At 50.6% G+C, this 25,208-nt stretch carries 24 protein-coding genes, 3 tRNA genes and 1 other RNA gene; 14 read left to right on the forward strand and 14 right to left on the reverse strand.

Annotated features, from left to right (window positions below):
- Window positions 1-2: 2 nt before the first annotated feature.
- The 6 genes from IDM48_RS05320 (at window position 3) to IDM48_RS05345 (ending at window position 5,443) form a co-directional block, all read left to right on the forward strand.
- Window positions 3-785: a ribonuclease HII gene (locus tag IDM48_RS05320; protein WP_238398057.1), complete on the forward strand. Its 783-nt coding sequence runs from the start codon at window positions 3-5 to the stop codon at window positions 783-785.
- Window positions 775-1,101 carry a DUF2469 family protein gene (locus IDM48_RS05325; protein WP_190618436.1) on the forward strand — a complete coding sequence of 109 codons (327 nt, stop codon included), beginning with the start codon at window positions 775-777 and terminating at the stop codon, window positions 1,099-1,101. The genes IDM48_RS05320 and IDM48_RS05325 overlap by 11 nt, the downstream gene beginning before the upstream one ends.
- Window positions 1,102-1,253: 152 nt before the next feature.
- Window positions 1,254-1,637: a YraN family protein gene (locus tag IDM48_RS05330; RefSeq protein ID WP_145173147.1), complete on the forward strand. Its 384-nt coding sequence runs from the start codon at window positions 1,254-1,256 to the stop codon at window positions 1,635-1,637.
- A complete protein-coding gene (locus IDM48_RS05335; protein WP_190618439.1) occupies window positions 1,638-3,182 on the forward strand; it encodes a YifB family Mg chelatase-like AAA ATPase in 1,545 nt (514 codons plus the stop codon).
- Window positions 3,183-3,206: 24 nt separating this feature from the next.
- A complete protein-coding gene (gene dprA / locus IDM48_RS05340; RefSeq protein ID WP_190618441.1) occupies window positions 3,207-4,418 on the forward strand; it encodes a DNA-processing protein DprA in 1,212 nt (403 codons plus the stop codon).
- Window positions 4,419-4,447: 29 nt separating this feature from the next.
- Window positions 4,448-5,443 carry a tyrosine recombinase XerC gene (locus tag IDM48_RS05345; RefSeq protein WP_190618443.1) on the forward strand — a complete coding sequence of 332 codons (996 nt, stop codon included), beginning with the start codon at window positions 4,448-4,450 and terminating at the stop codon, window positions 5,441-5,443.
- A 58-nt stretch (window positions 5,444-5,501) separates the two neighbouring features.
- Here the strand turns inward: IDM48_RS05345 and fabF are convergent, their stop codons facing one another.
- The 5 genes from fabF to aceE form a co-directional block, all read right to left on the reverse strand.
- Entirely contained in the window at window positions 5,502-6,773 is a 1,272-nt protein-coding gene (gene fabF, locus IDM48_RS05350; RefSeq protein WP_068170130.1) for a beta-ketoacyl-ACP synthase II, read from the reverse strand.
- Between the two features lie 84 nt (window positions 6,774-6,857).
- Entirely contained in the window at window positions 6,858-7,100 is a 243-nt protein-coding gene (locus IDM48_RS05355; RefSeq protein WP_068170127.1) for an acyl carrier protein, read from the reverse strand.
- 192 nt (window positions 7,101-7,292) lie between these two features.
- Window positions 7,293-8,318, reverse strand: coding sequence for a beta-ketoacyl-ACP synthase 3 (locus IDM48_RS05360; RefSeq protein ID WP_190618445.1), 1,026 nt, complete (start codon window positions 8,316-8,318; stop codon window positions 7,293-7,295).
- A gap of 27 nt (window positions 8,319-8,345) precedes the next feature.
- Window positions 8,346-9,266 (reverse strand): ACP S-malonyltransferase, encoded by a 921-nt coding sequence (locus IDM48_RS05365; RefSeq protein WP_190618447.1) that lies wholly within the window; start codon window positions 9,264-9,266, stop codon window positions 8,346-8,348.
- Window positions 9,267-9,536: 270 nt separating this feature from the next.
- Window positions 9,537-12,272, reverse strand: coding sequence for a pyruvate dehydrogenase (acetyl-transferring), homodimeric type (gene aceE, locus IDM48_RS05370; protein ID WP_190618448.1), 2,736 nt, complete (start codon window positions 12,270-12,272; stop codon window positions 9,537-9,539).
- A 351-nt stretch (window positions 12,273-12,623) separates the two neighbouring features.
- Between aceE and IDM48_RS05375 the strand changes: the two genes are divergently transcribed.
- The 4 genes from IDM48_RS05375 to gndA all read left to right on the forward strand — a co-directional run bounded on the left by IDM48_RS05375 (window position 12,624) and on the right by gndA (window position 15,144).
- A complete protein-coding gene (locus tag IDM48_RS05375; RefSeq protein ID WP_068170115.1) occupies window positions 12,624-13,040 on the forward strand; it encodes a DUF3052 domain-containing protein in 417 nt (138 codons plus the stop codon).
- A gap of 208 nt (window positions 13,041-13,248) precedes the next feature.
- Window positions 13,249-13,324: transfer RNA gene (locus tag IDM48_RS05380), tRNA-Val, on the forward strand.
- Window positions 13,325-13,390: 66 nt separating this feature from the next.
- A complete protein-coding gene (locus IDM48_RS05385) occupies window positions 13,391-13,570 on the forward strand; it encodes a hypothetical protein (protein WP_068170113.1) in 180 nt (59 codons plus the stop codon).
- Between the two features lie 95 nt (window positions 13,571-13,665).
- Window positions 13,666-15,144, forward strand: coding sequence for an NADP-dependent phosphogluconate dehydrogenase (gndA, locus tag IDM48_RS05390; protein ID WP_190618450.1), 1,479 nt, complete (start codon window positions 13,666-13,668; stop codon window positions 15,142-15,144).
- 67 nt (window positions 15,145-15,211) lie between these two features.
- Here the strand turns inward: gndA and epsC are convergent, their stop codons facing one another.
- The 3 genes from epsC to msrA form a co-directional block, all read right to left on the reverse strand.
- Window positions 15,212-15,796 carry a serine O-acetyltransferase EpsC gene (gene epsC / locus IDM48_RS05395; RefSeq protein ID WP_190618454.1) on the reverse strand — a complete coding sequence of 195 codons (585 nt, stop codon included), beginning with the start codon at window positions 15,794-15,796 and terminating at the stop codon, window positions 15,212-15,214.
- Between the two features lie 157 nt (window positions 15,797-15,953).
- Window positions 15,954-16,889, reverse strand: coding sequence for a cysteine synthase A (cysK, locus tag IDM48_RS05400; RefSeq protein ID WP_068170103.1), 936 nt, complete (start codon window positions 16,887-16,889; stop codon window positions 15,954-15,956).
- Window positions 16,890-16,994: 105 nt separating this feature from the next.
- Window positions 16,995-17,516, reverse strand: coding sequence for a peptide-methionine (S)-S-oxide reductase MsrA (gene msrA / locus IDM48_RS05405; protein ID WP_145173119.1), 522 nt, complete (start codon window positions 17,514-17,516; stop codon window positions 16,995-16,997).
- 117 nt (window positions 17,517-17,633) lie between these two features.
- On the opposite strand from msrA, the gene IDM48_RS05410 reads away from it, so the two are divergent.
- Window positions 17,634-18,542 (forward strand): Nif3-like dinuclear metal center hexameric protein, encoded by a 909-nt coding sequence (locus IDM48_RS05410; protein ID WP_190618464.1) that lies wholly within the window; start codon window positions 17,634-17,636, stop codon window positions 18,540-18,542.
- Between the two features lie 20 nt (window positions 18,543-18,562).
- On the opposite strand, the gene IDM48_RS05415 is transcribed toward IDM48_RS05410, so the two are convergent.
- The gene (locus tag IDM48_RS05415) at window positions 18,563-19,342 is read right to left on the reverse strand and encodes a YaaA family protein (RefSeq protein WP_190618466.1); all 780 of its coding nucleotides are present in this window, start codon (window positions 19,340-19,342) and stop codon (window positions 18,563-18,565) included.
- 31 nt (window positions 19,343-19,373) lie between these two features.
- Here IDM48_RS05415 and rnpB point away from each other — a divergent pair.
- Window positions 19,374-19,732: RNase P RNA component class A (gene rnpB, locus IDM48_RS05420), an RNA gene on the forward strand.
- Window positions 19,733-19,756: 24 nt separating this feature from the next.
- Here the strand turns inward: rnpB and def are convergent.
- The 3 genes from def to orn all read right to left on the reverse strand — a co-directional run bounded on the left by def (window position 19,757) and on the right by orn (window position 21,256).
- Window positions 19,757-20,329: a peptide deformylase gene (gene def / locus IDM48_RS05425; RefSeq protein ID WP_190618468.1), complete on the reverse strand. Its 573-nt coding sequence runs from the start codon at window positions 20,327-20,329 to the stop codon at window positions 19,757-19,759.
- Between the two features lie 96 nt (window positions 20,330-20,425).
- A tRNA-His gene (locus IDM48_RS05430) sits at window positions 20,426-20,501 on the reverse strand.
- Window positions 20,502-20,635: 134 nt separating this feature from the next.
- Entirely contained in the window at window positions 20,636-21,256 is a 621-nt protein-coding gene (orn, locus tag IDM48_RS05435) for an oligoribonuclease (protein ID WP_145173110.1), read from the reverse strand.
- 162 nt (window positions 21,257-21,418) lie between these two features.
- On the opposite strand from orn, the gene mptB reads away from it, so the two are divergent.
- Window positions 21,419-22,975, forward strand: a complete 1,557-nt coding sequence (gene mptB / locus IDM48_RS05440; RefSeq protein WP_068170088.1) for a polyprenol phosphomannose-dependent alpha 1,6 mannosyltransferase MptB — start codon at window positions 21,419-21,421, stop codon at window positions 22,973-22,975.
- 65 nt (window positions 22,976-23,040) lie between these two features.
- Window positions 23,041-23,113, forward strand: a tRNA-Arg gene (locus IDM48_RS05445).
- Between the two features lie 129 nt (window positions 23,114-23,242).
- Here IDM48_RS05445 and IDM48_RS05450 read toward each other — a convergent pair.
- Complete coding sequence (locus IDM48_RS05450; RefSeq protein WP_190618470.1) at window positions 23,243-24,487, reverse strand: glutaminase; 1,245 nt, start codon at window positions 24,485-24,487, stop codon at window positions 23,243-23,245.
- Window positions 24,488-24,577: 90 nt separating this feature from the next.
- On the reverse strand, window positions 24,578-25,138 hold the full coding sequence (locus tag IDM48_RS05455) for a DNA-3-methyladenine glycosylase I (protein WP_186303204.1): 561 nt from the start codon (window positions 25,136-25,138) through the stop codon (window positions 24,578-24,580).
- Window positions 25,139-25,208 lie beyond the last annotated feature (70 nt).

The following is a 25,208-nucleotide window of genomic DNA, read 5'->3' on the forward strand; positions in this document are numbered from 1 at the left end:
TTGTGAAGAACATTAAGACAGCTACATTGGACACCGAAAGAGAATATTTCTCTTCCGGTGTCCAACTTATTGCAGGCATGGATGAAGTCGGGCGTGGCTCGCTTTCCGGACCGGTGAGCGTGGGAGTATCGTTGGTCTCCGCTTCCGATGAACTCCAAATAGACGGTCTCATCGATTCCAAAGCACTTACTGAGAAAAAACGCACGGAGATGGTTCCTCTCATCAATAAGTGGATTCCTACGGCAGTGGGTCATACTCAGCCAGAGGAGATTGATGCTTTGGGCATGACGCGCTCCTTACGTCTGGCGGGTCAACGTGCTTTAGCTCAGGTCGTGAGCCCTGAAATCAAGCCCGATTTGGTTCTTTTAGATGGCAAGCACGATTGGCTCACTGCATCTGAGCCTGATTTATTGATTTCTTTGGACCCAGCTGAAGAACTCTATCAGCGGTTGACCCAGGAAGCCTGGGGGAGTTCTTCCTCCCTTGTACAGCCGTGGGAGGGCCTCGTCGTCACCATCATCAAAGGTGACTATAAATGCGCGTCCATTGCTGCAGCTTCTGTGGTTGCCAAAGTTGAGCGGGATGCGCTCATGAATCAACTAGCGCAGCGCTTTCCTGCTTATGGTTGGCACAAAAATAAAGGGTATGGATCTGCGAGTCACCGGCAGGCACTTGCCGAGATAGGTCCTTCCACCCAGCATCGCTTGAGCTGGAATCTAGGCGTGAGCGCAGAGCAAGTCAAAACAACCTATATAGAAAGGGCGGTGAAAAATAATGAGCGGTGAGGATCTAGAGAGTTTTGAATCTGATGCGCAAATGGCTCTGTACGAAGAATATAAAAACGTATTTGGGTTATTCACCTATGTGGTGGAAACAGACAAACGTTTTTACCTGTGTAATTCAGTAGATGTACAACCCCGTGCGGATAACGGAACGCTCTTTTTCGAAGTAGCGATGGCAGATGTATGGGTGTGGGATATTTTCCGACCTTCACGCTTTATGAAGAATGTGAAAATCTTTTCCGTCAAAGATATCAACGTGGAAGAACGCTCTACCGAGGGTGAATTGATTATCCCTGAGATGCCTGATTTTGATGAATAAGGGCTCGTTCTCAGCCCTACCTGTGGAATATCGCCCTGTGGATTTTGGATAAAGAGGGTAGTTATCCACAATCTACGATTCGGTGAAATCCGTTTTGCTTCTCCATGGTGCAGAGTAAACAACAACAAATGTTGTTCATTGAAAGGCACCACATGAAAACGCATCTTGAAGTAGGGCAGTGGGGTGAAGATATTGCTGTAGCTATATTGCAGTTATCGGCGTATCAGCTGCTCACGAGAAACTGGAGACCGCGCCTCGAACGGGGAGATAAACGTGTCAGAGGCGAAATAGATGCTGTTATGCTCGACCCCGAAGGCGATCTCGTCTTTGTAGAGGTAAAGACGCGATCAACGCTCAATTTTGGTTCTCCTTTCGATGCGATTCAGCAGGAAAAAGTCCAGCGCATCAAAAGACTTGCCTATGCATGGTGCTCTGAAAACCCTGACTATCGGGCTAGGTCTTTACGTATGGATGCCGTCTCTATTTGCGGAACCCCTACAAATTTCACCTATGAGCACCTCAAGGCTGTGAACTAGATGGGTTTTGCTCGCACATATTCGGTGGCTTTGGTCGGTATCCAAGGGCATATTGTAGAAGTTGAAGCCGATATAACTGCTGCACTTCCCGGCTTTGTATTGCTGGGACTACCGGATGCTTCCTTATCGGAGGCCAAGGATCGGGTGAAGTCGGCTGCTAAGAACGCAGGTATTCCTTTGCCCCAGCGTAAAATCACGATAAATTTGACTCCACCCACTCTTGCCAAAAGAGGCTCTGGCTTCGATCTTGCGCTGGTGATGGCGGCTTTACAAGCGGCAGGTGAACTCAAGATTCCCGAAAAAATAATCTATTTGGGTGAACTAGGGTTAGATGGATCTCTACGAAGGATTCCCGGAATTCTGCCAGCTGTCCAAGCCGCGGTGGACACTGGTTTTGAATATTTCGTCGTTCCAAAAGAAAACCTTGAAGAGGCAATACTGGTCCCCGGTGCGCAGGTGCGCGGATTTTCATCGTTGGCAGAGCTACTAGTTGCCAGCGGAATTGACGAAAAAAATATTAAGTATCCACCGGTAAGAAAAGAGTTCGCAGGGAGCTCAGAAGAACAAAAATCGAAACGATTTTTGGATATGGCAGAAGTCAGCGGTCAAAGTGAGGGGCGATTTGCCTTAGAGATTGCTGCCGCCGGTGCACACCATCTACTCTTCAAAGGACCTCCTGGATCGGGTAAAACAATGTTGGCCGAAAGGCTGCCAGGCATTCTACCGCCGTTAGATGACTCCTCTGCAATGGACGTCACCGCCATCCATTCTCTGTGCGGAACAGGCACACCTCGACATGAACTCATCAGAGAACCTCCTTTTGAAGCTCCCCATCATTCTGCCTCGGCACCAGCCATTTTGGGAGGTGGAAGCGGCATACCTAAACCGGGAGCCATCTCCAAAGCGCATCGAGGTGTTCTATTTCTCGACGAAGCACCTGAATTCAAACGCACTGTGCTCGATTCTTTGAGGCAACCACTAGAATCTGGGCAAATAACGCTGGATCGCTCCATAGCTTCGGCTGTATACCCTGCCCGTTTCCAGCTTGTCCTCGCAGCTAATCCTTGCCCGTGCGGAATGAACACAGGCCGAGGTCTGGAATGTACTTGTTCTTCCAAAGAGCGCAGAAACTATTTTGGACGGCTCTCCGGTCCACTGCTCGACCGTGTTGATCTGCACATCACCGTCCCACGGGTGCAATCTCACGAGTTAGCTCTCACAGAGCACAATGAATCGAGCGAATCCATTCGGACACGAGTTATTCAAGCCAGAGCAGCTCAACGAGAAAGACTCGCACCGTATGGTCTTTCTACCAACGCAGAAACCAATGGCAGGCTGCTGCGAGGAGACCTCAAGCTAGATGCCGCCCTACTTTCGCCCCTGCTACGTGCCATGGACAGAGGAACAATTACTGCTCGCGGCTTTGACCGAGTGCTACGTACAGCTTGGACTATCGCAGATTTGGAGGGAAAATCCTCTCCTGCAGCCGAGCACCTGGATCTTGCCATGTATTTTCGTAATCTCCACAGCACCTCTCCTTCATAGACCATTTAAGCTCAAGAGAAAACCATGATGACACCTGAACACAGCGCGCGGGCAGAGATTGTTCGTATCGCTGAACCTGAAGATCCCTATATTAACCTCTGCATTGAGATGTTAGGACCGCTCCTCACCGCTGATCTCTTAACTCAGCGGCAAGAATTCACTCCTGGTATTTGGGAGCAGAGAACAGAGACTGATGCCATGCGGAGCATTCCAGTCTCAGATCTCCAAAAGGTTCATGAGGCATTGGGGAACCGTATCGAAAGATGGTCTTTACGTTCAGGAAAAGTGAACACTGACCAAGAATTTCGCATGGCCGGGACTTTAGATTCCTGGTTCTGCATACCCGAAGATTCTGATTGGCCACGTGCCTTGGATGACCTTGGCGAGAAAAAGCCCTATGGTATTTGGGGCAGGGGAGACCGGAGCAAACTGAACCATCTGACTCTTCCGAGTTCAGTGGCGGTGGTAGGTTCGCGCGACATCACCAGTTATGGCACCTCCGCCACTGCCCATATTGTCGGTGACCTTGTTGAACGAGAGTACTGTATTGTTTCCGGTGGCGCTTTTGGCATCGATGCCGTTGCTCATCGAACTGCTTTGTCTGTTACGTCGGGCAAATTACCTTCTGTTGCATTGATGGCATGTGGTGTAGACCGACCTTACCCTAAGCAAAACGAAAATCTTCTTCGAGAACTCATCAATGAAGGTCTATTGCTTAGCGAAGTCGCGCTGGGAAATTCCCCCACTCGCTGGCGATTTCTCCAGCGCAATCGATTAATAGCTGCCTTATCCGGCTACTCACTCATCGTTGAAGCCCGATGGCGTTCGGGGGCACTCAACACGGCGAATCATGCTCTCTCTTTGGGTCGGGAAGTAGGTATAGTTCCGGGGCATATCTTTAGCCCAAATTCTGAAGGATGCCATCGGTTAGCTAAAAAAGAACTGGCCCATGTCGTCACGGATGCGCAGGACATAGTCAGTATGATGCAGACAAAATTTACTCCCGAAGAAGAGACATTAGACATTCCGCTGGAGACCGGAAGGGGAGAGCTTCCCAAGCTATCCGAAGTTCAAAGTAGGGTGTGGGATGCTCTCCCGCTACGGCGTCCTGCCCCGCTGGAAAATATTGCGCTAATGAGTGGGCTGGATATTCGAACAACTATGCTTACCCTCTCCCAGCTGGCCGCCAAAGGAGTAGCTCTCAACCAGAATCAAGGCTGGTCAAAGTCACAGTGATACAGTGTGAGAAGAAGGGGGGGCGAGCCATGAAACAGCCAAGTCAGCATCAGACTTTATCTCCTACGCTGCCGCTAGGCGCTCAAGCACTTGACCAAGATCGAGTATTTGTCCGAGCGCTCGAGAATTTTGTGCGTTACCTCAAATATGAAAAGTTTAGGTCACCTCACACCATCGCAGCGTATCAGCAGGACATCACCGCATTCATGGCTTTTGCACTGCGCCAAGGGGCTCGAGAGCTTGAAGAAATCGATATCACCATGGTTCGTTCATGGTTAGCATCTCAACATGCTCACAACGCATCCCGAAATTCGCTGGCGCGCCACAGCTCAAGCCTTCGGGTTTTCTTTGCATGGGCAGAAGAAGATGGATTAATCACCGCAAACCCTACTCTCATATTGGCAAACCCTAAGCGCGAGAAACACCTGCCAGAAGTACTTAACGAACAGCAAATACAGCAACTCATTGACCAAGTCTCCCAACAGATAGCACATGATCCAAATGACGCGAAAAACTTGCGCTTACTCGCCGTTATCGAGATTCTATATTCCAGTGGTATCCGTATTTCTGAGCTGACTCAATTAGATTTATCTTCTATCAACCGATCTGAAAACACATTCAGAGTTATCGGTAAGGGTAACAAAGAACGCGTGGTCCCGCTGGGCAAACCAGCTCTGAGAGCACTGTCCCAGTGGGTCACCCGAGGCCGCCCACAATGGTTCAAGAACAACCCCCAGGGAAGAGTAGAGCCTGCACTCTTTATAGGTCCAAGAGGACGACGAGCGAACTCCCGGCAGATTCGTGAAGACCTGACTCGGGCACTGCATTCCATCGAAAATACAGAAGCATCAGGGGCTCACGTTTTCCGCCACAGCGCAGCTACCCACTTGGTAGACGGTGGAGCCGATATTCGAACAGTACAGGAGTTGCTGGGGCATTCTTCACTTGCAACTACGCAAATCTATACTCATGTTTCAGTGGAGCGTTTAACGAATACTTATAACAAAGCCCATCCCCGGGCATAAAAATATCCTCCCGATACTCACTTGTTGCGGGAGGATATTTTACACAAAGGGACCGTTTCTAACTTTCGTAAGAACGGAACGCCACTACAGCGTTGTGCCCACCAAAGCCAAAGGAATTGGACATAGCAACAATCTCGCCTGAAGGTAATTCACGAGCATCAGTTACGACGTCTAAATCAATTTGTTCATCTTGCTGATCCAAATTGATGGTGCAAGGAGCTTTACGCTCTTCAATCGCTTTAACGGTCAAGATTGCTTCGAGAGCGCCAGCGCCACCCAAGAGATGACCCGTCATAGATTTGGTGGCAGAAACCGCGATGTTCTTAGTGTGCTCACCGAACGTCTGATGAAGAGCCAGCGATTCCGGAATATCACCGACAGGGGTTGAAGTCGCGTGTGCATTGACATGAACCACAGTAGTGGGATCTATGTCGCCGTCCTCAAGCGCCTCTTTGAGAGCGCGTGTTGCCCCCAGCGCCTGGGGATCTGGCGCAGTGATGTGGTAACTATCGGCGGAAACTCCGGTGCCTGCAAGCTCTGCATAAATTTTCGCGCCGCGTGCCTTAGCATGCTCTTCAGACTCAAGAATTAACGCCGCTGCACCCTCACCCATTACGAAACCGTCTCGATTCACATCGTAGGGTCGGGACGCCGCCTGAGGGTCATCATTGCGAGAGGACAGTGCCTGCATCTTAGCAAACGCAGCAAGCGGCATCGGGTGAATAGCGGCTTCTGCACCGCCTGCTATCACAATGTCTGCTTTTCCCGAGCGAATTAGCTCTAAGCCGAGGTCCAAAGCCTCAGTTGAAGATGCGCAGGCAGATACAACGGTCTGAGCAGCAGCTCGGGCGTTCAGAGCCATCGAAACCGCTGCCGCACAGCTATTGGGCATCAACATGGGAACGGTCATGGGTAAAACGCGGCGAGGACCTTTTTCTCGCAACGTATCCCATGCATCAAGGAGAGTCCACACTCCGCCAATACCGGTACCGAAAGAAACTGCTGTACGCAAGGGATCTACTCCCTCGGACTCTTCAGCATTTTCTCCGGAGAAGCCGGCATCTGCCCAAGCTTCGCGCGCTGCAACAAGAGCTAGCTGACCAGACGGATCCTGACGCTTAGCTTCAACCTTGCTCAGGCGTCCTGATTCTAGAGGATCCTGGGCTACTCGACCAGCAATATAAACGGGGAGCTGATATTCCTCAACCCAGGAATCTTCGAGTTTTTTGATTCCTGACACACCCTTGAGCGCGTTGGCCCAGGTAGTAGGAACATCGCCGCCGATGGGAGTGGTCGCGCCCAGCCCGGTCACCACAACTTTATGAGACATCTTTAAGCTTTCTGAATGGGTGGCAAGAATGAATAAAGGGAGGGCGCGGACAAGAGAAACTTGCCGCGCCCTGGCACCATGAAATTAGCTAGCGTTTTCGATGAAGTTTACTGCATCGCCAACAGTCTTCAGGTTCTTGACCTCTTCGTCGGGGATAGTAACGCCGAACTTCTCTTCTGCGTTAACAACGATGGTCATCATGGAAATGGAATCGATGTCGAGGTCTTCGGTGAATGACTTGTCTAGCTGAACGTCAGCGGTTTCTACACCGGTTTCTTCGTTCACGATTTCTGCAAGACCTTCGAGGATTTCTTCTTTGTTAGCCACGTTGGCTCCTTTTCTTGTGTCCGCGATGCACAGTGCAACGCTTATCTAGATTTTCCCCGGTTGCGGGGAGCACCTGGTACAACGATAAAACGCTACAACAAGCACTTCACTGTCGATTTTATCCCGCTTTGACCTACAGAAAAATTCTTCAGCGAGTGTTTGTTGAAATTCTAGGGGTAAATCACCAAATATTTAGGGGAGAACGACGACCTGAGCGGCGAAGGCAAGACCGGCTCCGAACCCTATCTGTAGGGCGAACCTCCCAGAGAGGTCGGGGTTCTCTTGCAGGAGGCGGTGTGCAGCCAAGGGCACTGATGCTGCAGAGGTATTACCTGCATCGACAATATCGCGACCGACTTTGACAGTATCGGGAAGTTTAAGGGTCTTCACCATCTGGTCGATAATACGCTCATTCGCCTGGTGGGGAATGAGGGCACCGAGTTCATCGGCGGTAATACCTGCTTCTTCAAGGGCTTTTTGAGCAACCTTGGACATTTCCCAGACGGCCCAGCGGAAGACTGAAGGGCCTTCTTGACGAAGGGTGGGCCAAATCTTTTCGCCTTCTTGAACAGGGTTCTCAACGAAATCGCGGTTACGGATTTCAAGCATCGAATGAGTCATGCCAACGGTATCCCATCGGGAGCCGTCGGATCCCCATACCGTCGGAGCAATTCCGGGTTCTGCGGAAGCGCCAACAACTGCCGCACCTGCGCCGTCGCCTAGGAGAAATGAGATAGTGCGTTCGGTGTTATCAATAAAATCAGAGAGCTTTTCTACGCCCACCACGAGCACATTGCGTGCAACTCCAGAACGGACGAGAGCATCTGCTTGAGCAATGCCGTAGCAGAAACCAGCGCACGCGGCAGAAATATCGTAGGCAGCGCAGCGGGATCCGATGGAATCGGCAACAATGGTTGCCAAAGAGGGAGTGGCATAGGGGTGCGAAATAGTAGAGATGATGACGGTATCAATGTCTTCACCGGTAACGTGAGAGGCTTTGAGCGCATCCTGGGCTGCTTCAATCGCCATATCCGCTACAGAAATATTTTCGCTAGCCCGCTGACGGGTAACAATGCCGGTGCGCTGGCGAATCCACTCATCTGAGGAATTGATGGGACCTGCGATGTCATCATTGGTAACGGACAAATCAGGTCGAGAAGCGCCATATCCTAGGATACGGGAATACTGTTGTGGAGCAGATTGCTTGAGAGTGGTCATGAATATCCTTGAGTGAGTCTTAAATCTTTAGGAAGCGCTATAAGCGGCGGTAGCAGTCATAAGATCTTCAGGAACGTTAAGAGCAATACCTTCAGTGCCCTTGAGACCTCGTTTTGCCAGTCCAATCAAAGTTCCTGCTGGTGCCAGCTCAATGATCTTTTCGACGTCGAGAGAGCTGAGGGTTTGCATGCACAAATCCCACCGAACGGGGCGGGTTATCTGCGCTACCAGTGATTCGATGACTGCGGAACCCAATGAGATTTCTGAACCATCAAAATTGGTCAGAAGCTTTGATTGCGGATCTGAGGGGTTGAGTGTAGCGGCAAACTCTTTCAGGGGTCGCACTGCAGAGCTCATGAAGTCAGTGTGAAATGCACCGGCAACTTTCAGCGGAATGATGCGAGTTTTAGCAGGGGGATTCTCTGCAAACTGCTTGAGCGAGTCGAGAGAACCAGCGGCAACAATTTGTCCACCACCGTTGGAGTTCGCTGCGGTCAAACCTGCATCGGAGATAGCTGCGCGGACGTCGTCTTCTACGCCACCAAGGACAGCACTCATACCTGAGGATGCCGCGGAGGCTGCTTCAGCCATGCCCTTGGCTCGAACGCGAATAAATTTCATAGCATCTTCTTCGCTCAAGACGCCGGTGAGGGCGGCAGCGGTAATCTCGCCCACCGAATGTCCGGCAAAGACGGTCCTCTTCGCATCAAAAGAGTCAGAACGCTTCAGCGCTGCTCCCGCCACTATTCCCGCAGCAACAATGAGGGGCTGCGCAATAGCAGTATCCTTGATGGTGTCTTCATCAGCTTCGGTGCCGAAATGAATCAAATCTAAATCTGCTGCTGATGAGAGGGTCTGAAGATGCTCTTTGATACCTTCAACTTCCAACCAAGGCTTCAGAAAACCTGGTTTCTGCGAACCTTGTCCCGGGCAAACTACTGCAATCATGGGGTTCCCTTCACTGGAAATATCGAAGATAAGAATGCTCTTTTCTAAAATCTTACCCAATCAAAAGCAGGTGAACTGTCGAATAAGTAGTTTCAACCGTGAGAAACCGCTCGTTTGTACTTCGAATTCCCAGCAATTTACACCGGTGGTTCAAAGACAAGGTAAGCCATCAATATTGGGATGTTTGTTTTCAGCGGCGTAAGAACAAAGAAAGAGGGGGGGCAACGATTCTTCCAAAGAATCGTTGCCCCCTGTTGAAAAACCTAAAGTTTATTCTTCGCCGTTGGGCTCAACTGCTGGCTTGTTTTCGCTCAGCTTGTACTTATCCCATGCCTGAGCAGGAACATTGGAGTCGACTTCTCCACGCTTTGCAAGCATCTGCAATGCGCGAACCGCAATCGATTCTGCATCGATATTGAAGAAACGACGTGCACCTGCGCGAGTATCAGCAAAGCCGAAGCCGTCGGCACCGAGCGTTGCAAATTCGTTGGGAACGTACTGACGAATACCATCCATTAGAGCAGAATCGTAGTCGGACACAGCAACGATCGGGCCGGTTGCACCTTCGAGCTGCTGTGCTACGAAGGGCTGGCGTGAATCTTTGCCACCGTTGAGGAAGGATTCGCGTTCAGCTGCAATGCCATCGCGGCGAAGATTGGTCCATGAGGTCACGGACCAAACATCAGCAGATACGCCCCAGTCCTTCTCAAGAAGCTCAGAAGCCTTAACCGCCCAGTTTACACCGATACCCGATGCAAGTAGCTGGGTGCGGGGACCGTCTGCCTGCGATTCCTTGATGCGGTGGATACCGCGAATGATGCCATCAATATCTACATCTTCAGGCTCTGCAGGCTGAAGAATGGGCTCGTTGTACACCGTGAGGTAGTACATGACGTTGTGGTCCTCGTCCTTCTGACCGTACATCTGCTCGATACCGCGCTCCACAATGTGGGCGATTTCGTAGCCGTATGCAGGGTCATACTGAAGAACTGCAGGGTTCTGTGCCGCCAGGATGGGGGAGTGACCATCCATGTGCTGGAAGCCTTCACCGGTAAGGGTGGTGCGACCTGCAGTGCCACCCACGATGAAGCCTCGAACCATCTGGTCAGCTGCTGCCCAGAAAGCATCACCGGTGCGCTGGAATCCGAACATCGAGTAGTAGATGTAGATGGGGAGCATCGGCTCACCCTGAGTGTCGTACGATGAGCCCGCTGCGGTCATTGCCGCAACGCCACCGGCCTCATTAATACCCACGTGCTGAATCTGACCTGCAGGGGATTCCTTGTAAGCCAGCATCAACTCACGGTCCACGGCCAAGTAATTTTGACCCAGTGGGTTGTAAATCTTGGCGGTGGGGAAGAGTGAATCCATACCGAAAGTACGTGCTTCATCAGGAACGATAGGCACAATGCGCTTACCGAATTCCTTCTCACGCATGAGGTCTTTCATCAAGCGTACAAAAGCCATGGTGGTAGCAGCCATCTGCTTACCGGAGCCCTTCTTCGCACCCTTGTATGCCTTCTCGCCGGGCAGCTCAATTTCTTTTTGAACCTGACGGCGCTGGGGCAAGAAACCACCGAGCTGTTCGCGACGTTCCATCATGTACTTGATTTCAGGAGCGTCCATACCAGGGTGGTAGTACGGAGGATTGTAGAGATCCTTTTCTAGCTCTTCATCAGAGAAAGGAATTCGCAAGTGATCACGGAAAGCCTTGAGGTCTTCCATGGTCAGCTTCTTCATCTGGTGAGTAGCATTACGACCCTCGAAGTGGGTTCCCAGACCGTAGCCCTTAATGCCCTGCGCAAGAATAACGGTGGGCTGACCCTTGGTTTCCAAGGCAGCTTTGTACGCTGCATAAACCTTGTGGTAGTCGTGCGCACCGCGCTTGAGAGCCCAGATTTCGTCGTCAGTCATGTCTGCAACGAGTTCTTTGGTCTCTGGTGACTTACCGAAGAAGTGCTCACGGATGAAGCCGCCGTCTTCTGCCTTGTAAGTCTGGTAGTCACCGTCCAGGGTTTCGTTCATGATACGAACGAGTTCACCGGACTTGTCTTTCTCAAGCAGGGTGTCCCACTCGCGACCCCAAATCACCTTGATAACGTTCCAACCAGCGCCGCGGAAGAATGCTTCAAGTTCCTGAATAATCTTGCCGTTGCCGCGAACAGGACCATCGAGGCGCTGCAAGTTGCAGTTGACGACGAAAGTCAGGTTATCGAGCTTGTTGTTGGCTGCAACCTGCAGTGCACCGCGTGACTCTACCTCGTCGAGCTCGCCGTCACCCAAGAATGCCCAGACATGCTGCTGGGAAGTATCTTTGATACCGCGATCTTGGATATAGCGGTTGAATTGAGCCTGCCAAATTGCGTTGATAGGTCCGATACCGAGTGAAACGGTGGGGAACTGCCAGAATTCAGGCATGCAACGGGGGTGGGGGTAGGACGGTATGCCGTCTTCACCCTTGGTCTTTTCCTGGCGGAAACCATCGAGCTGATCTTCAGTCAGGCGACCTTCGAGGTAAGCACGTGCATAGTTACCGGGGGAGGAGTGTCCCTGCCAGAAAATCTGGTCGCCGCCACCAGGGTGCTCGGGGCCGCGGAAGAAGTTGTTCAAGCCTACTTCGTACAGAGTTGCAATACCTGCGTAGGAGGAAATGTGTCCGCCCACGCCAATAGTTGCTTTCTGGGCACGCTGCACCATCACAGCGGCGTTCCAACGGAGGTAAGCACGGTAGCGACGTTCCATTTTTTCGTCGCCAGGATACTCAGGTTCCTGGTCAACGGGAATAGTGTTGACGTAGTCGGTAGTGGTGACCATGGGCACCTGTACGCTACGGCTTCGCGCACGCTGAAGGAGGGAACGAACGATGAACTGTGCGCGTTCGGTTCCGTGAGCGTCTACGAGCTCATCGAAGGACTGAATCCATTCATTTGTCTCTTCAATATCGGCGTCCGTGAAGTCATTGGTCAATGCACTGAGGACGTGATCATTTGTTTCGGAGGGTCCCACTAGCCAACCTCTCTTGTAGATAAATCTGGTTTAAGCGGGGTGTCTGAAATAGACACCAAAATGCCATCCATGCGTCATCCCATAAATTGGATTAAACGCTTTCTCTATATGTTGTCACAATCTGAACCCAAAAAAGAATGAAGTAAGCCTCAAGAGTAAGCAAAGTCGGGTTCTTTAAGTCACACTCCGATGCAATGGTTGCTATTTCTGGTATCAGAAACGCAGTTTGGCGCTTGTAGGCGTGTGAAACGCCGATATCTTCCAGACTGTGAACGCTTGTCTGTACACTGAAACCTAAGATGCAAAGCAAATTTGCACAGAACGCAGTAAATCTACTCCAGGAGGAATTCAGTGAGCGAGACCAAGACCGTTGCTGAAAAAGCAGCAGTCCAATTTGGTTTCAAGGATGGGGATCTCATCCAAGAATTTGGATATGACGAAGATGTTGATTTTGATCTTCGCGATGCTTTGATGGACCACGTTGATTCCGATCTTTTGGACGAAGAAGACCAAGAGGTCGTAGATGGTGTGTTGCTTTGGTGGCGCGCTGAGGATGGCGATCTGGTCGATGAGCTGGTGGATGTCCTTGCAACCCTGGGTGAAGGTGGAGCTATTTGGTTGATGACGCCTAAAGCTGGTCGCGATGGGCATGTGTCGCCGTTGGATATTGAAGAAGCTGCTCCTGAAGCTGGTTTGCATGTGACGTCATCGGAGGAAGCAAGTCCTGAATGGGCTGCTACTCGATTGGTGATGAAGCAGGTTCGATGAATTGTGCCCCGCAGAAGATTTTCTGCGGGGGTTTTCATTTTTCTAAACTTAATTTTTTCGCGGATTCTCAGGGTTTTTGCGCAAAATTTGGCAGAAATTAACCTACTTGTGATGCAGGTCATGGGATTTTGGTTTGCACGGTTCAAAAAGTGTGTGTAAAGTATTTTCTTGTCGCCGCGAGATACGGAAACGGAAATCGCAAGGCAATGGGTCTTTAGCTCAGCTGGTAGAGCGCCACGTTTACACCGTGGATGTCATCGGTTCGATCCCGGTAGGACCCACCACGATAAGAAAGGCTTCACGAAAGTGAAGCCTTTCTTTGTATATCACCACTTTCTTCTGGGACGCGCATGAATAAGTTTAAGCCTCGCAATCTGACAGCTGTTGGGCTGAGCCTGACTTGGTTTCTCATCTCCCTCTTTTTTATCCTTCAGGGTAATTTCCTAGGCATCTGGATTCCTTTTGCGTCCGTGTCGTTGGTAATTGGAATTGCTGCAGTATGGGTTTTGGTGAACGATCAGGCTGAATGAGTCCAGCTATTCAATCAACGTGAAAAGCTGTTCAACGTCAGTGAAAAAAGGTCAGAGGGCATCACACCCGCGGTTCTAACACGTAAAGTTGAAGTATGACTGAAAAAAATACTTCGAAAAAGGCTCAAATTGGTGTAACCGGTCTTGCGGTGATGGGCGCAAACCTCGCGCGCAATCTAGCTCGTCATGGATACACTGTGGCGCTTCACAACCGTTCCGTTGAGAAAACTGACGCCCTGTTGGAGGCTCATGGCTCTGAGGGCGAGTTTATTCGTACTGAGACTCTTCAAGAACTCGTTGATTCACTGGAATCTCCCCGTCGTATTCTGATCATGGTCAAAGCAGGTGCTCCTGTGGACGCTGTCATCGATCAACTTGCCCCTCTCCTTGATAAAGACGACATTATTATTGACGGTGGTAACTCCCATTTCCCCGACACTATCCGCAGGGAACACGACCTGTCACAGATGGGCTTGCACTTTGTGGGAATCGGCGTCTCCGGTGGCGAAGAAGGAGCCCTGAACGGACCTTCGATTATGCCCGGTGGCTCAGAAAAGTCCTACGAATCCCTAGGCCCTCTTCTGGAAGATATTGCCGCTAAAGCTCCCGATGGTAAGCCCTGCTGTGCATGGATTTCGACCGATGGCGCCGGTCACTTTGTGAAGATGGTGCACAACGGTATTGAGTATGCTGATATGCAGGTTATTGGTGAAGCCTATGATTTGCTTCGTTCTGTTGCTGGTATCGAACCGGCTGATCAGGCTGAAATCTTTAAGAAGTGGAATACCACTGAACTCAATTCTTACTTGATTGAAATTACCTCTGAAGTTCTGTCTCAGGTAGATGCTAAAACCGGTAAGCCGTTGATCGACGTCATCGTTGATGAAGCGGGTCAGAAGGGAACTGGCCGGTGGACCGTCCAGGCAGCCCTCGATTTGGGTTCTCCCGTAACGGGCATCGCCGAGTCGGTATTTGCTCGTGCTCTCTCGTCTTCCAACCCCGCAGCGCGTCAGCAGGCACAGAAAGAGCTACCAGCCGGCGTTTTAGAGTCTTCTCAGCTTGCAGAGGAGGAAGAGTTCATTGAGGACGTCCGCAAGGCTCTATTTGCCTCTAAGCTGGTTTCATATGCGCAGGGTCTTGACCAGTTGGTTGCCGCAGGCAAAGAATACGGATGGGAGCTGAAGCTGGACGAAATTGCGGGTCTGTGGCGTGCCGGTTGCATCATCCGTGCTGAACTACTGGGCGAAATCATGGATGCCTATCAGGGGGACACTCAGCCGGTGAATATGCTGCTGGCTCCTGGCTTCAAGAAGCTTATGGAAGATCTGCTCCCTTCATGGCGCCGCGTCATTGTCAAAGCAACTGAAATGGGAATTCCCGTACCGGTCTTCGCTTCTTCTCTCTCCTACTACGATGGTCTGCGCCGTGATCGTCTGCCCGCCGCATTGATTCAGGGACAGCGAGACTTCTTTGGCGCTCATACCTATGCTCGCGTTGATAGCGAAGGCATGTGGCACACCGAATGGAGCGGTAATCGATTAGAGATTGATGCTGCAAGTTCACATACCCACTAAATTCTGGTGTATGTCAAAAGGGATTCTTCCTCGCAAGAGGAAGAATCCCTTTTTTGTAGCCATGTTTTTAGATCCACATGGCAGGATCCACGTATTCAACAGGGTCAACCAGAGGTTTCTTCTTTTCAGGAGTACGTGGCCGTGATTTTGCAGGGATGCCGGTAATGATGGAGTCGGCAGGATGATCATGCACGACGACGGCGTTGCCACCAATAGCTGATCCAGCACCGATTACTACGGGACCGAGAACTTTTGCTCCGGCGCCTATGGTCACCTGATCTTCAATGGTGGGGTGGCGCTTGGTTTTTTCTAACGAACGCCCGCCTAAAGTGACCTGGTGGTAGAGCATAACGTCATCACCAATCTCTGCCGTCTCACCAATCACAATGCCCATACCGTGGTCTATGAAAAAACGCCGACCTATGGTGGCGCCCGGATGAATTTCAACACCGGTCAGAAAACGGGAAAACTGTGAGAGTGTACGAGCAGCTAACTTGGTGGAGTCATTCTGCCAGAGCCTATGGGAAATCCGATGGATCCAGATGGCGTGCATTCCCGAATAATTGAGAAGAATTTCCATTGTGCTACGGGCAGCAGGATCGTGGGCGCGAACTGTTGCAAGGTCTTCAGAAAAACGATCAAAAAAGCTCATGTACTAACTTTCCTCAAAATGTGCAGGCATATCAGCGTACAACTTCAGCCTGTCGTAACTTCTTCGCTGAAAGCACCTTGGCTCTTAGTATCTGATACTACAAGGTGGCGAACAACTTGAGCTGTTCGCCACCTTGGGAAAATAGAGATTCTGGTGCTTAGCCGCGAATATCCTCGTACAGAAGAGTAGAGATGTAACGTTCGCCGAAATCGGGAACTATTGCCACAATGAGCTTATCTTTATTTTCTGATTTCTTGGCTTCTTCGAGCGCAGCCCATACCGCGGCACCGGAGGAAATACCGCCCAAAATGCCCTCTTCAGTTCCGAGCGCACGTGCAGTTTTGACTGAATCTTCAGCCGATACAGGAGTTACCGCATCGTAAATCTCGCGATCAAGTGTATCGGGCACAAAGTTAGCACCCAGACCCTGAATCTTGTGAGGACCAGCTGAACCACCGGAAAGCAAGGGGGAGTCAGAAGGTTCTACAGCAACAATCTTGATGTCGCTCTTCTTCTCCTTGAGGTACTTACCAGCACCTGAGACGGTACCACCCGTACCCACGCCCGCTACAAAAATATCGATTTCGCCATCGGTAGCTTCCCAAATTTCTGGGCCGGTGGTGGTGTAGTGAATTTCTGGGTTAGCCTCATTTGAGAACTGCGAAGCCAGGATTGCATTTTCTGAGTTCTCTACAATCTCGCGAGCCTTTTCCACGGCCCCGCGCATTCCATCGGCACCTGGAGTCAGAACAATCTCTGCGCCAAACGCGCGGAGCATCACCCGGCGCTCGTTGGACATGGTTTCAGGCATAGTCAGAATAACTTTGTATCCACGCGCTGCGCCAACCATCGCTAGGGCAATACCGGTATTACCAGAGGTGCCTTCGACGATAGTGCCGCCGGGCTTGAGGTCACCGGACTTTTCTGCGGCATCGATGATGGCGCGACCGATACGATCCTTTACCGAATTAGCAGGATTATAAAACTCTAGTTTGACGGCTACATTGCCGGGCAAATCAGCGTCAAGACGGTTCAGACGCACCATGGGGGTACCGCCAATAATTTCCGTGACGTTGTTGTACATCTTAGACATAGCTTTTCCTTTCGGAAGAAAATATTTTGCTTCCCTCACTACTTTACGGAGATTAAGAAGGAAGCAGTAATATTTGAGAAATGTTTTGTAATGTTTAGGGTTGTATCACAAGAGGTATTCAGCGTATTGCTGGCGTACTTTAGAAACCTTAGGGTTGACGATGGCCATGCAATACCCAGCGTAAGGATTCTTCTGGTAGAAATTCTGGTGGAGTTCTTCAGCTTCCCAGAAGGTCCCCAGCGGCTCAATCACGGTAACTACCGGTCGTTCCCACACCTGCTCGGCACGTTTCTTTGCCTCTTCGAAAAGTTGTTTTTGTTCTTCATTTTCATAGAAAAGTGCTGAACGGTATTGGGAGCCGACGTCGGCGCCTTGGCGATCCCAGCTGGTGGGATCGTGCGAAGTGAAGAAGATATCCAACATGACGTCTGCGGGTATCACCGTTTCATCGAAGGTCACTTTGTCTACTTCTACATGGCCTGTTTGACCAGAACAGACGCTATAGTAGTCCGGGTTATCGGTGGCGCCGCCTGTATATCCCACCACATTTGATTGAACGCCTCGGATATTTCGATAGACCGCATCAATGCACCAAAAACATCCTGCGCCCACTACAAAACTTTGCATTGGATTGATATTTCCCTTCAATCATTCACTGAAATTTGTTGATTTATACATTTCAACGAATACCCTGAGGTGGAAATTCCTCGTGATCTCAATTAATTTTCTGGGACAATACCTTGTATGAATACTCAGAATGTACCTTCATTAGAAAAAGTTTTAGAAGTCTTTCACGAGATGTTTCCCCTTTCGATTGCAGAGAGCTGGGATGCCAGCGGCCAGGTGACAGGGCGCCCATCCGACCCAGTCCGTACCGTGGGCTTTGCGGTTGATGCCACGGTAGCCACAGCCCATGAGGCCGTATCGCGCAATGCCCAATTGCTGATTACTCACCATCCACTTTTGCTTAAGGGAACATCATTCTTGCCGGCGAGTGACTATAAGGGCGAGGTGGTGCATACTCTGATTGAGAACCACTGCGGATTACTTGGTGCTCATACAAACGTGGATTCTGCTCCTCTGGGAACCAACGATGCGTTCATGAAGAATCTGGGGATTGCTGCAACAGAAATTCTAGATTCCCCTGAGACTGTGGAAATTGAGGGAAAACAGGTTGAAGTTGGAATCGGGCGAGTAGGTTCACTTCCTGCCCCCCTTACTCTGAAGGAACTCGCAAAGAAAATTGCGGATTTTCTGCCGGCAACAGCCGCTGGTCTGCGGGTAGCCGGAACCCCTCAGACCAAAATCCAAAAAATTGCCCTGTGTACCGGCGCGGGAGACTCCCTCTTTGACGCCGTACGAGCCCATCAAGCAGATGTATATATTACAGCTGACCTGCGCCATCATCCTGCCTCTGAAGCTCGTGAAACTGCCTTGATTTCTGGCTTAGGCACACCCTGTTTGATTGATTGTTCGCATTTTGCCAGCGAGTGGTTATGGATGACGGACGCGGCAGAAGCCCTGAAACAGCGATTAGTAAAACAGGGATTCGAAATTGAAACCTACGTATCTGAACTCAATACTGACCCGTGGGATTTCGTTGTTTCCACCAGCGTCGTAGATGGATCGGCAAGCACTGCTCTCTTGAAGTAAGAGAGTATTGGTCTAATATTTCAGGCTACCGGGGGAGCGGGCACCACCAGCGTGAGGATCCCCGCTTGCTTCGGTGTTGCGGGGGTAATCTCAACGGTCCAGTGAGAGTTAAGCTTTTCTGAAAGTTTTTCTATGGAATCGCAGGATAGAAGTTTTTCCATTATGAGATAGCGAGCCAGTAGCCCTCGATAGTGTTTAGCGAAGTGGGATACTACTTTTCTGCTGCCGTCTTTTTGCACTTGCTCGACACGGACTAAATAGGTCTGCGCCTGAGGTGGTTTCCAGGCATTGGAATACGCCGCTGATCGGCAGTCGATGATGAGGTGGCCCTGGGCGTAGTCTGCTAGGAGGGATGAAAGTTCCCCTCGCCAAAATGTTGCGAGATTACCGCATTCTCCTAATCGAATGCCCATCGATAGCCGGTAAGCGGGAATTCTGTCGGTGAGTTTCAGAGCACCCCACAGGGCAGAAATAACTAAGATGGACGAATCTGCTCTTTGTTTTTGAGCTGCGGTGAACGATGAATAGTCTAAAGCTTCATACAAGACGCCCGTATAAACTTCAGCAGCGGCAGCGGCTGGCTCCGCAAGAATCCTCTGATTACAAATAATCTCTGAGCTAAGTGTCTTGCCTACCTTGAGGAGCTGGGGAGCATCGTGGTGACTGCTAACCGTCATGAGCTCTTTCGCTACCAACTCTCTCGCTTCGGTCAACTCAGAAAAGCTGAGATTTGCGAAGTCCACCGGCTCGCCCTTTGACGCTGGAGCTTTGCCTTCTGATGGGGGTAACAAAATAAGCATGACTTCAAGTGTAGTAAAGTTTAGAGACGGACGGGACGCTCGGGCAATCGCGCGGTGAGATGTAATGTCCACCTCGAGGAAAGTCCGGGCTCCACAGCACAGGATGGTCGATAACGTCGACTCAGGGTAACCTGCAGGCTAGTGCCACAGAAAAAAGACCGCCTTTTACGAGGTAAGGGTGAAAAGGTGAGGTAAGAGCTCACCAGTATCTCAGGTGACTGAGATAGCTTGGTAAACCCCATTCGGAGCAAGGTCAAACAGAGCATGAAGTAGGCTGTGCGTCGAAATGCTCGGGTAGGCTGCTTGAGCTCTACGGCAACGTAGGGCCTAGATGGATGATTGCCACTTGTTGTACAAGTACAAAACCCGGCTCATAGAGCGTCCCGTCCCTTTTTCTGCCTGATATCTTCTTCCTTAGTGGCCAAAGGGGTCTGGGTCTACTCCTGGCGTCCATTGGTGTCCCTCATGGGTCCAATCTTCTCGCTTTGCCACTTTCTTAGCTTTTGCCCCCCACTTTTTGTTGAGGCGATTTATATAGAGTTTGCCATCAAGGTGATCAGCTTCGTGTTGCATGACGCGCGCAAACCAGCCGGTTGCCTCAAACTGTAGAGGCTTACCTTCGGCGTCCCATCCCGAAACTTTGACCCACTCAGCTCGTTTGAGAGGAAAGCTATAGCCGGGGAATGAGAGGCAGCCCTCATCTTCGGTTTCAGGCTCTGGGTCCTGCGTAGAGATTTTGCCCAGGGTGAGGAGGGGGTTGATGACTACGCCAACGGGCGGTACGCCGTCCTCATTCTCAAAGGAGTAGGTAAACAGACGCAGCCCCACTCCGATCTGGGGAGCGGCAAGTCCTACACCGTGGGAGGCTTCCTGGGTCTCATACATATCTTCAATGAGAGTCTTTAACTCAGCATCAAACTGTGTGACGGGCTGAGCAGGTCGATGAAGTACGGGGTTTCCGTGGATAACGATTGGCCGGATAGTCATTTCAACTCCTGAAAACTTCTGGTTCAGAGCGTGTATAGAGGGTATAGATAAAGCAAAAAAAGGGTCGTTATGGAAACCATAACGACCCTTTATTCTTGGGGTGATCGACGGGGGTTGAACCCGCGACCTCCTGGACCACAACCAGGCGCTCTGCCGACTGAGCTACGACCACCATGTGCTTCTACATTCAATGAATTTCTTCATCCGTGCTTGGCAACAGAGAATACTCTACTGGAATTCGCTCAAAAACCAAAATTGAACAGAGCACTTTCGCGGTGATGGTTATCACTCTGCGGTGAAAGGTTCTTAGCTTAGCTCCTGCCTGCTGTTCTGCACCTTTTGTGCGATTGCAGAGGCTGCCTTGGAATCAGGCCCTGGTGCCGGCACAAAAACGGCTTCGCGATAGTAACGAAGTTCATCAATCGAATCCCGAATATCTCCAAGGGCGCGATGGTTTCCAGTCTTGGCCGGGGCATTGTAGTGAGCTTTGGGGAACCAACGGCGGGAAAGTTCCTTAATGGTTGAAACATCAATGACGCGGTAGTGAAGGTAATCAATCAGTTCAGGCATATCCCGGCTGAGGAAAGTCTTGTCTGTGCCGATTGAATTTCCCGCAAGTTGTGCCTTGCGCGGCTCGGGTACAAACTCCTGAATATAGTCGAGCACCTGACGCTCGGCGTCTCCCATTGAGATTCCCTGTTCTAGTTCATCGAGTAGACCAGATGTCTTATGCATGTTCGTTACAAAATCATCCATGTTCTCCAGCGCAGCAGGATCAGGCTTGATAATGACATCTACACCTTGACCCAATATGTTGAGTTCTGCATCGGTCACAAGTGCTGCGACTTCAATCAGAGCATCGTTCTCCAAAGAGAGCCCTGTCATCTCGCAGTCAATCCATACAATTCGTTCATTAGAAATAGACACCCTTCTAACTTACTCCCCAGGCGAGCTCTACTCAGCATTTTCGCTCTGCAACAGAATACTTGGTGATATTTCACAGAAGTAGTGTCTACCAGGTGGTCAGTAGGGGTGTTCGGGTTCGGTAATATCAGGAGAGTTCAGTAAATCCCGTGATGCAGGAGCCCAATGTCTGCAAATAAGGTTCAGCGACCCGCTAGTAAGCGAGTAGGCAAGCGATCTAAATATATTTATGGCAACCCATTACGTACCATAGTGCTCGGTACCTTGGGATCGCTATTGATGATGGTGGGCTCATTTGGCGTGGGATGGCTTGCGGATGCTTCCCCTCTGCAACGAATCCCCTTTGTAATCTCCTTGCGTTACAACATTTCGGGGATTATTCTCTGCATTATTTTGCTTGCAGTAGGTGGCATGATTATGTGCCGTGAATGGCTCCGGCTGTCCCAAAAACTCATCGTATGGAGGGGAAATGCCAAACGGTATACCTGGTTGGCTATCGTGTGCTGGACTACCCCTCAACTTATCGCATTCCCGCTCTTTTCCCGAGATATATTTTCTTATTTTGCTCAGGGGCGAGTGATGCTCAGTGGGCAGAACCCCTATGAAGTGGGCGTCTCCTCTATCAACAATTTCTTCCAGTATGGAGCAGATCCTTTATGGGCGCAGTCGCCTCCGCCTTACGGCCCCATCTTTCTCTGGATTGAACAAGGGGTTGCATGGCTGGCGGGAACAAACGTCGATTTAGGTATCTATCTCTTCCGCGGAGTTGCAGTTTTTGGTGTAGCTCTCATTGCCTACTTTGTGCCTAAGATTGCTGCTTTGCACAATATTAACGGCGTCCGAGCGCTCTGGTTGGTCGTCGCTAACCCTCTCTTCATCGCTCAGTTTGTAACCGCAGGGCACAATGACGCTTTGATGACCGGATTTGCCGTAGCGGGAACGTATTTTGCTGCCGCTCATCGTAACTGGAAGGGTGGAATTCTCGGAATCACACTGGTTACCCTAGCGATTGCTGTCAAGCCTATAGCTCTGGTGATCTTGCCCTTCATTGGTTTACTGTGGGCAGGGCGAGGAGCATCATGGCCCCGAAAGTTTATGTTCTGGGCTTTGACATTGGCCGTATCTCTGGCGGAATTGGGCATAATGGGACTCATCAACGGTTTTGGGTTCGGCTGGGTCGGTGCGCTTTCCACGACTAGCGGTCAGCTGATTTGGTATGCACCGGTTGGTTTTATTGCCTGGATGGCGGGCATGATTTTTACCCCGCTCTTGGGCGGAGAAACCGCCGAAACTATTCGCGATGCCATTGGTTCCATGGGGAAGCTCATCGGTATGTTGGGCGCCGTCCTAGTGATGTTTGTGGGGCAAGACTCCAAACTGGTTCGACGAATTGGTATATCGCTGGGATGCATCGTCATCTTTGCACCCATGATCCAGTCCTGGTACCTGCTCTGGATTATTCCATTCCTTGCCGCATCCGGCATTAGAACTGATTGGCAATTAGACTTCTACTTCATTACCACATTGTTCTTCATGATTTACGCAGTCAGCGACCAGCTCGATGTTTCCCCCTACATTCAGGACTTCGACATGAATATGGGGCGTCTCATAGCCGTCGTCATATCACTGGCCTATGCGAGTTATCTGGTGTTCATTGACCCTGCAACGCGGAGAGTCCTTCGCCGAGGAAAACGTTCCTCCATCTACCAGGTCATCATCTAATGAGCGTTCTTTGCTCTGCCCTTGAGAAATGAGTAATATGGGGAAGGTTCACTCTGTGAACTGTCGCCTCAGTAGCTCAGTGGATAGAGCAGGAGCCTTCTAATCTCTTGGTCGGGGGTTCGACTCCCTCCTGGGGCACAACCGAATAACCCGTCTGGCGAGAAGTAACGCTAGTCAGACGGGTTATTTTTTTATTGCTGTACCAAAGGGCGATTTATGGGACGCACCGAATCTGATATGTCCTATCCTCTGCGCATGCTATTTCTGCTACGAACGCAGGTAGTGGATGCCGTCGTCCTGCGCAGAATTCTTGAATTTAAGGATATTATCTGGATCCAGCAACGATACCTGTAAACCCTCTTCCTGTAGCCGATGCAAACCATCGAGTAGCATATGCCGGCCCACCCGGTTAGCTTCACTGACCCGCGTCAAATCTATGACGACGTCGGTACAGTTGTATTCCAATTCTTCAAGCTGAGAAAGTATTTCTTCGGCGTTGGAGAACTCCAAGCGTCCCTGAAGCTCAATAATTAGTTCATCGCCCACCTGCCGGACGGCACGAACAGCATGGTAACTGTATGCCTCAGTGTCCATGATGTGCAGACCCATGCGATCAGAAAGCTCTTTGAATACGCGAATTCCTCGAACGCTATTACCCTTGGCATCCAGGCTGGGAGAGAAGACTCCGAGACCCAACTGACCGGGCAGGACACCTAGAATACCGCCTGAAACTCCAGATTTCGCAGGAATGCCGACATCCGCAAACCAGGTTCCCGAGGCATCGTACATTCCTGCAGAGACCATCACTGAAAGTACTTGGCGGGCTACCAAAGGTTCAATAACCTGTTCACCGGTATGCGGCTGGATACCCCCATTGGATAGCGTGGCGCCCATGACAGAAAGATCGCGAATATTGACTTTGACGGCGCACTGGGCGATATAGCCTTCCACCACCCCGTGAGCTGGCCCATCAAAGACGCTCAAGCCCTTCAGCATGTGCCCCATGGCAAAATTGCGCTCTGCGGTTTCGAGCTCTGAAGTGAAGACATCCTGATCAATCGTCAACTCTCGGCCAGCCAAGCGGGAGAAAAATTCGCGAAGATACTCAATGCGTTCCTGGCTCGGGGTATCCTTCTCTAACAACAATCCGTGAACGGCAATCGCCCCCACATTAATCATGGGGTTATCGGGTCGATTGCTATCTTCTTCAATTGAGAGCTCGTTGAAGGCTTCGCCCGAGGGTTCCACTCCAACTCGTTCGCTCATATACTCTTTGCCGTGCATATCTAAAGCTGCTGCATATGCAAAAGGTTTGGACATAGATTGGAGGGTGAACTCAATGTTGTCATCCCCCACGGAGTAGGTACGTCCCTCAACAGTCGTCATGGCAATCCCAAAACGATGAGGATTAGCGCGAGCCAATTCGGGGATGTAGGAGGCGCGTTCGCCACCGTCATGATTGCGGTTACGCTCGAGAAGTTCGTTGAGGTAGTCAGTTACGGGGCTCTTCATTCCTCCACAGTAGCGAAGCAGGGGAGAAGGCGCCAAATACTTTCATCACCGTCCCTACTCGTTTAAGAGGAGAAACGTTGAGGTCGCAAGCTAGTTTTCTTCAATGACTCGAATGAGACCGAGTGCTTGAGCAACTGAACAAAGCACTGTCGGCCCCCAAAATTTTATTCCGAGCCCTGTCAATTCTTTAGCTAATTCTATGGATTCTTCACAATATTGTGGCAAGGATTCGTAATCTGAGACGGTGGGATAGTTCTCAAACGTATCCATAAAAATTTGTGCCAGATTAATTTCATGCTTAACAATTATCTGCGCATTATCTCTGCACGCCCTGAATTTTTGTAGGTTTCTAATGACGGCGGGATCCATGCAGATTTTTATCAAATCTTCATCGGTGAGATTCGCAAGAGCGTCTAAGTCAAAGTTGCACAGCGCAGTAGCGATTGCTGACCGATGCTTAAGGACGGTTTCAAAGCCTAACCCCACTTGAAAAGTGAGAAGGCACAGTTGTTCAAAAATTTCTTCTTGAACGAGGGACACCTGCGACCATTCTTTACGGTAATACGTTTCGGTTAGTTCTCCGCGAACCCACCGGGGACGAGCCAGCGAAGGTGCATATTTATGAGTTTGTTGCAGGTGGATTTCAATCATGGCACCACGATAAGCCGGGAAAGGCATCGGGAGCGAGGAAAAATTCTAGCTGTGGATAACTCGCTTGTGG

Source organism: Rothia amarae, assembly GCF_014705945.2.
Taxonomy (GTDB): Bacteria; Actinomycetota; Actinomycetes; order Actinomycetales; family Micrococcaceae; genus Rothia; species Rothia amarae.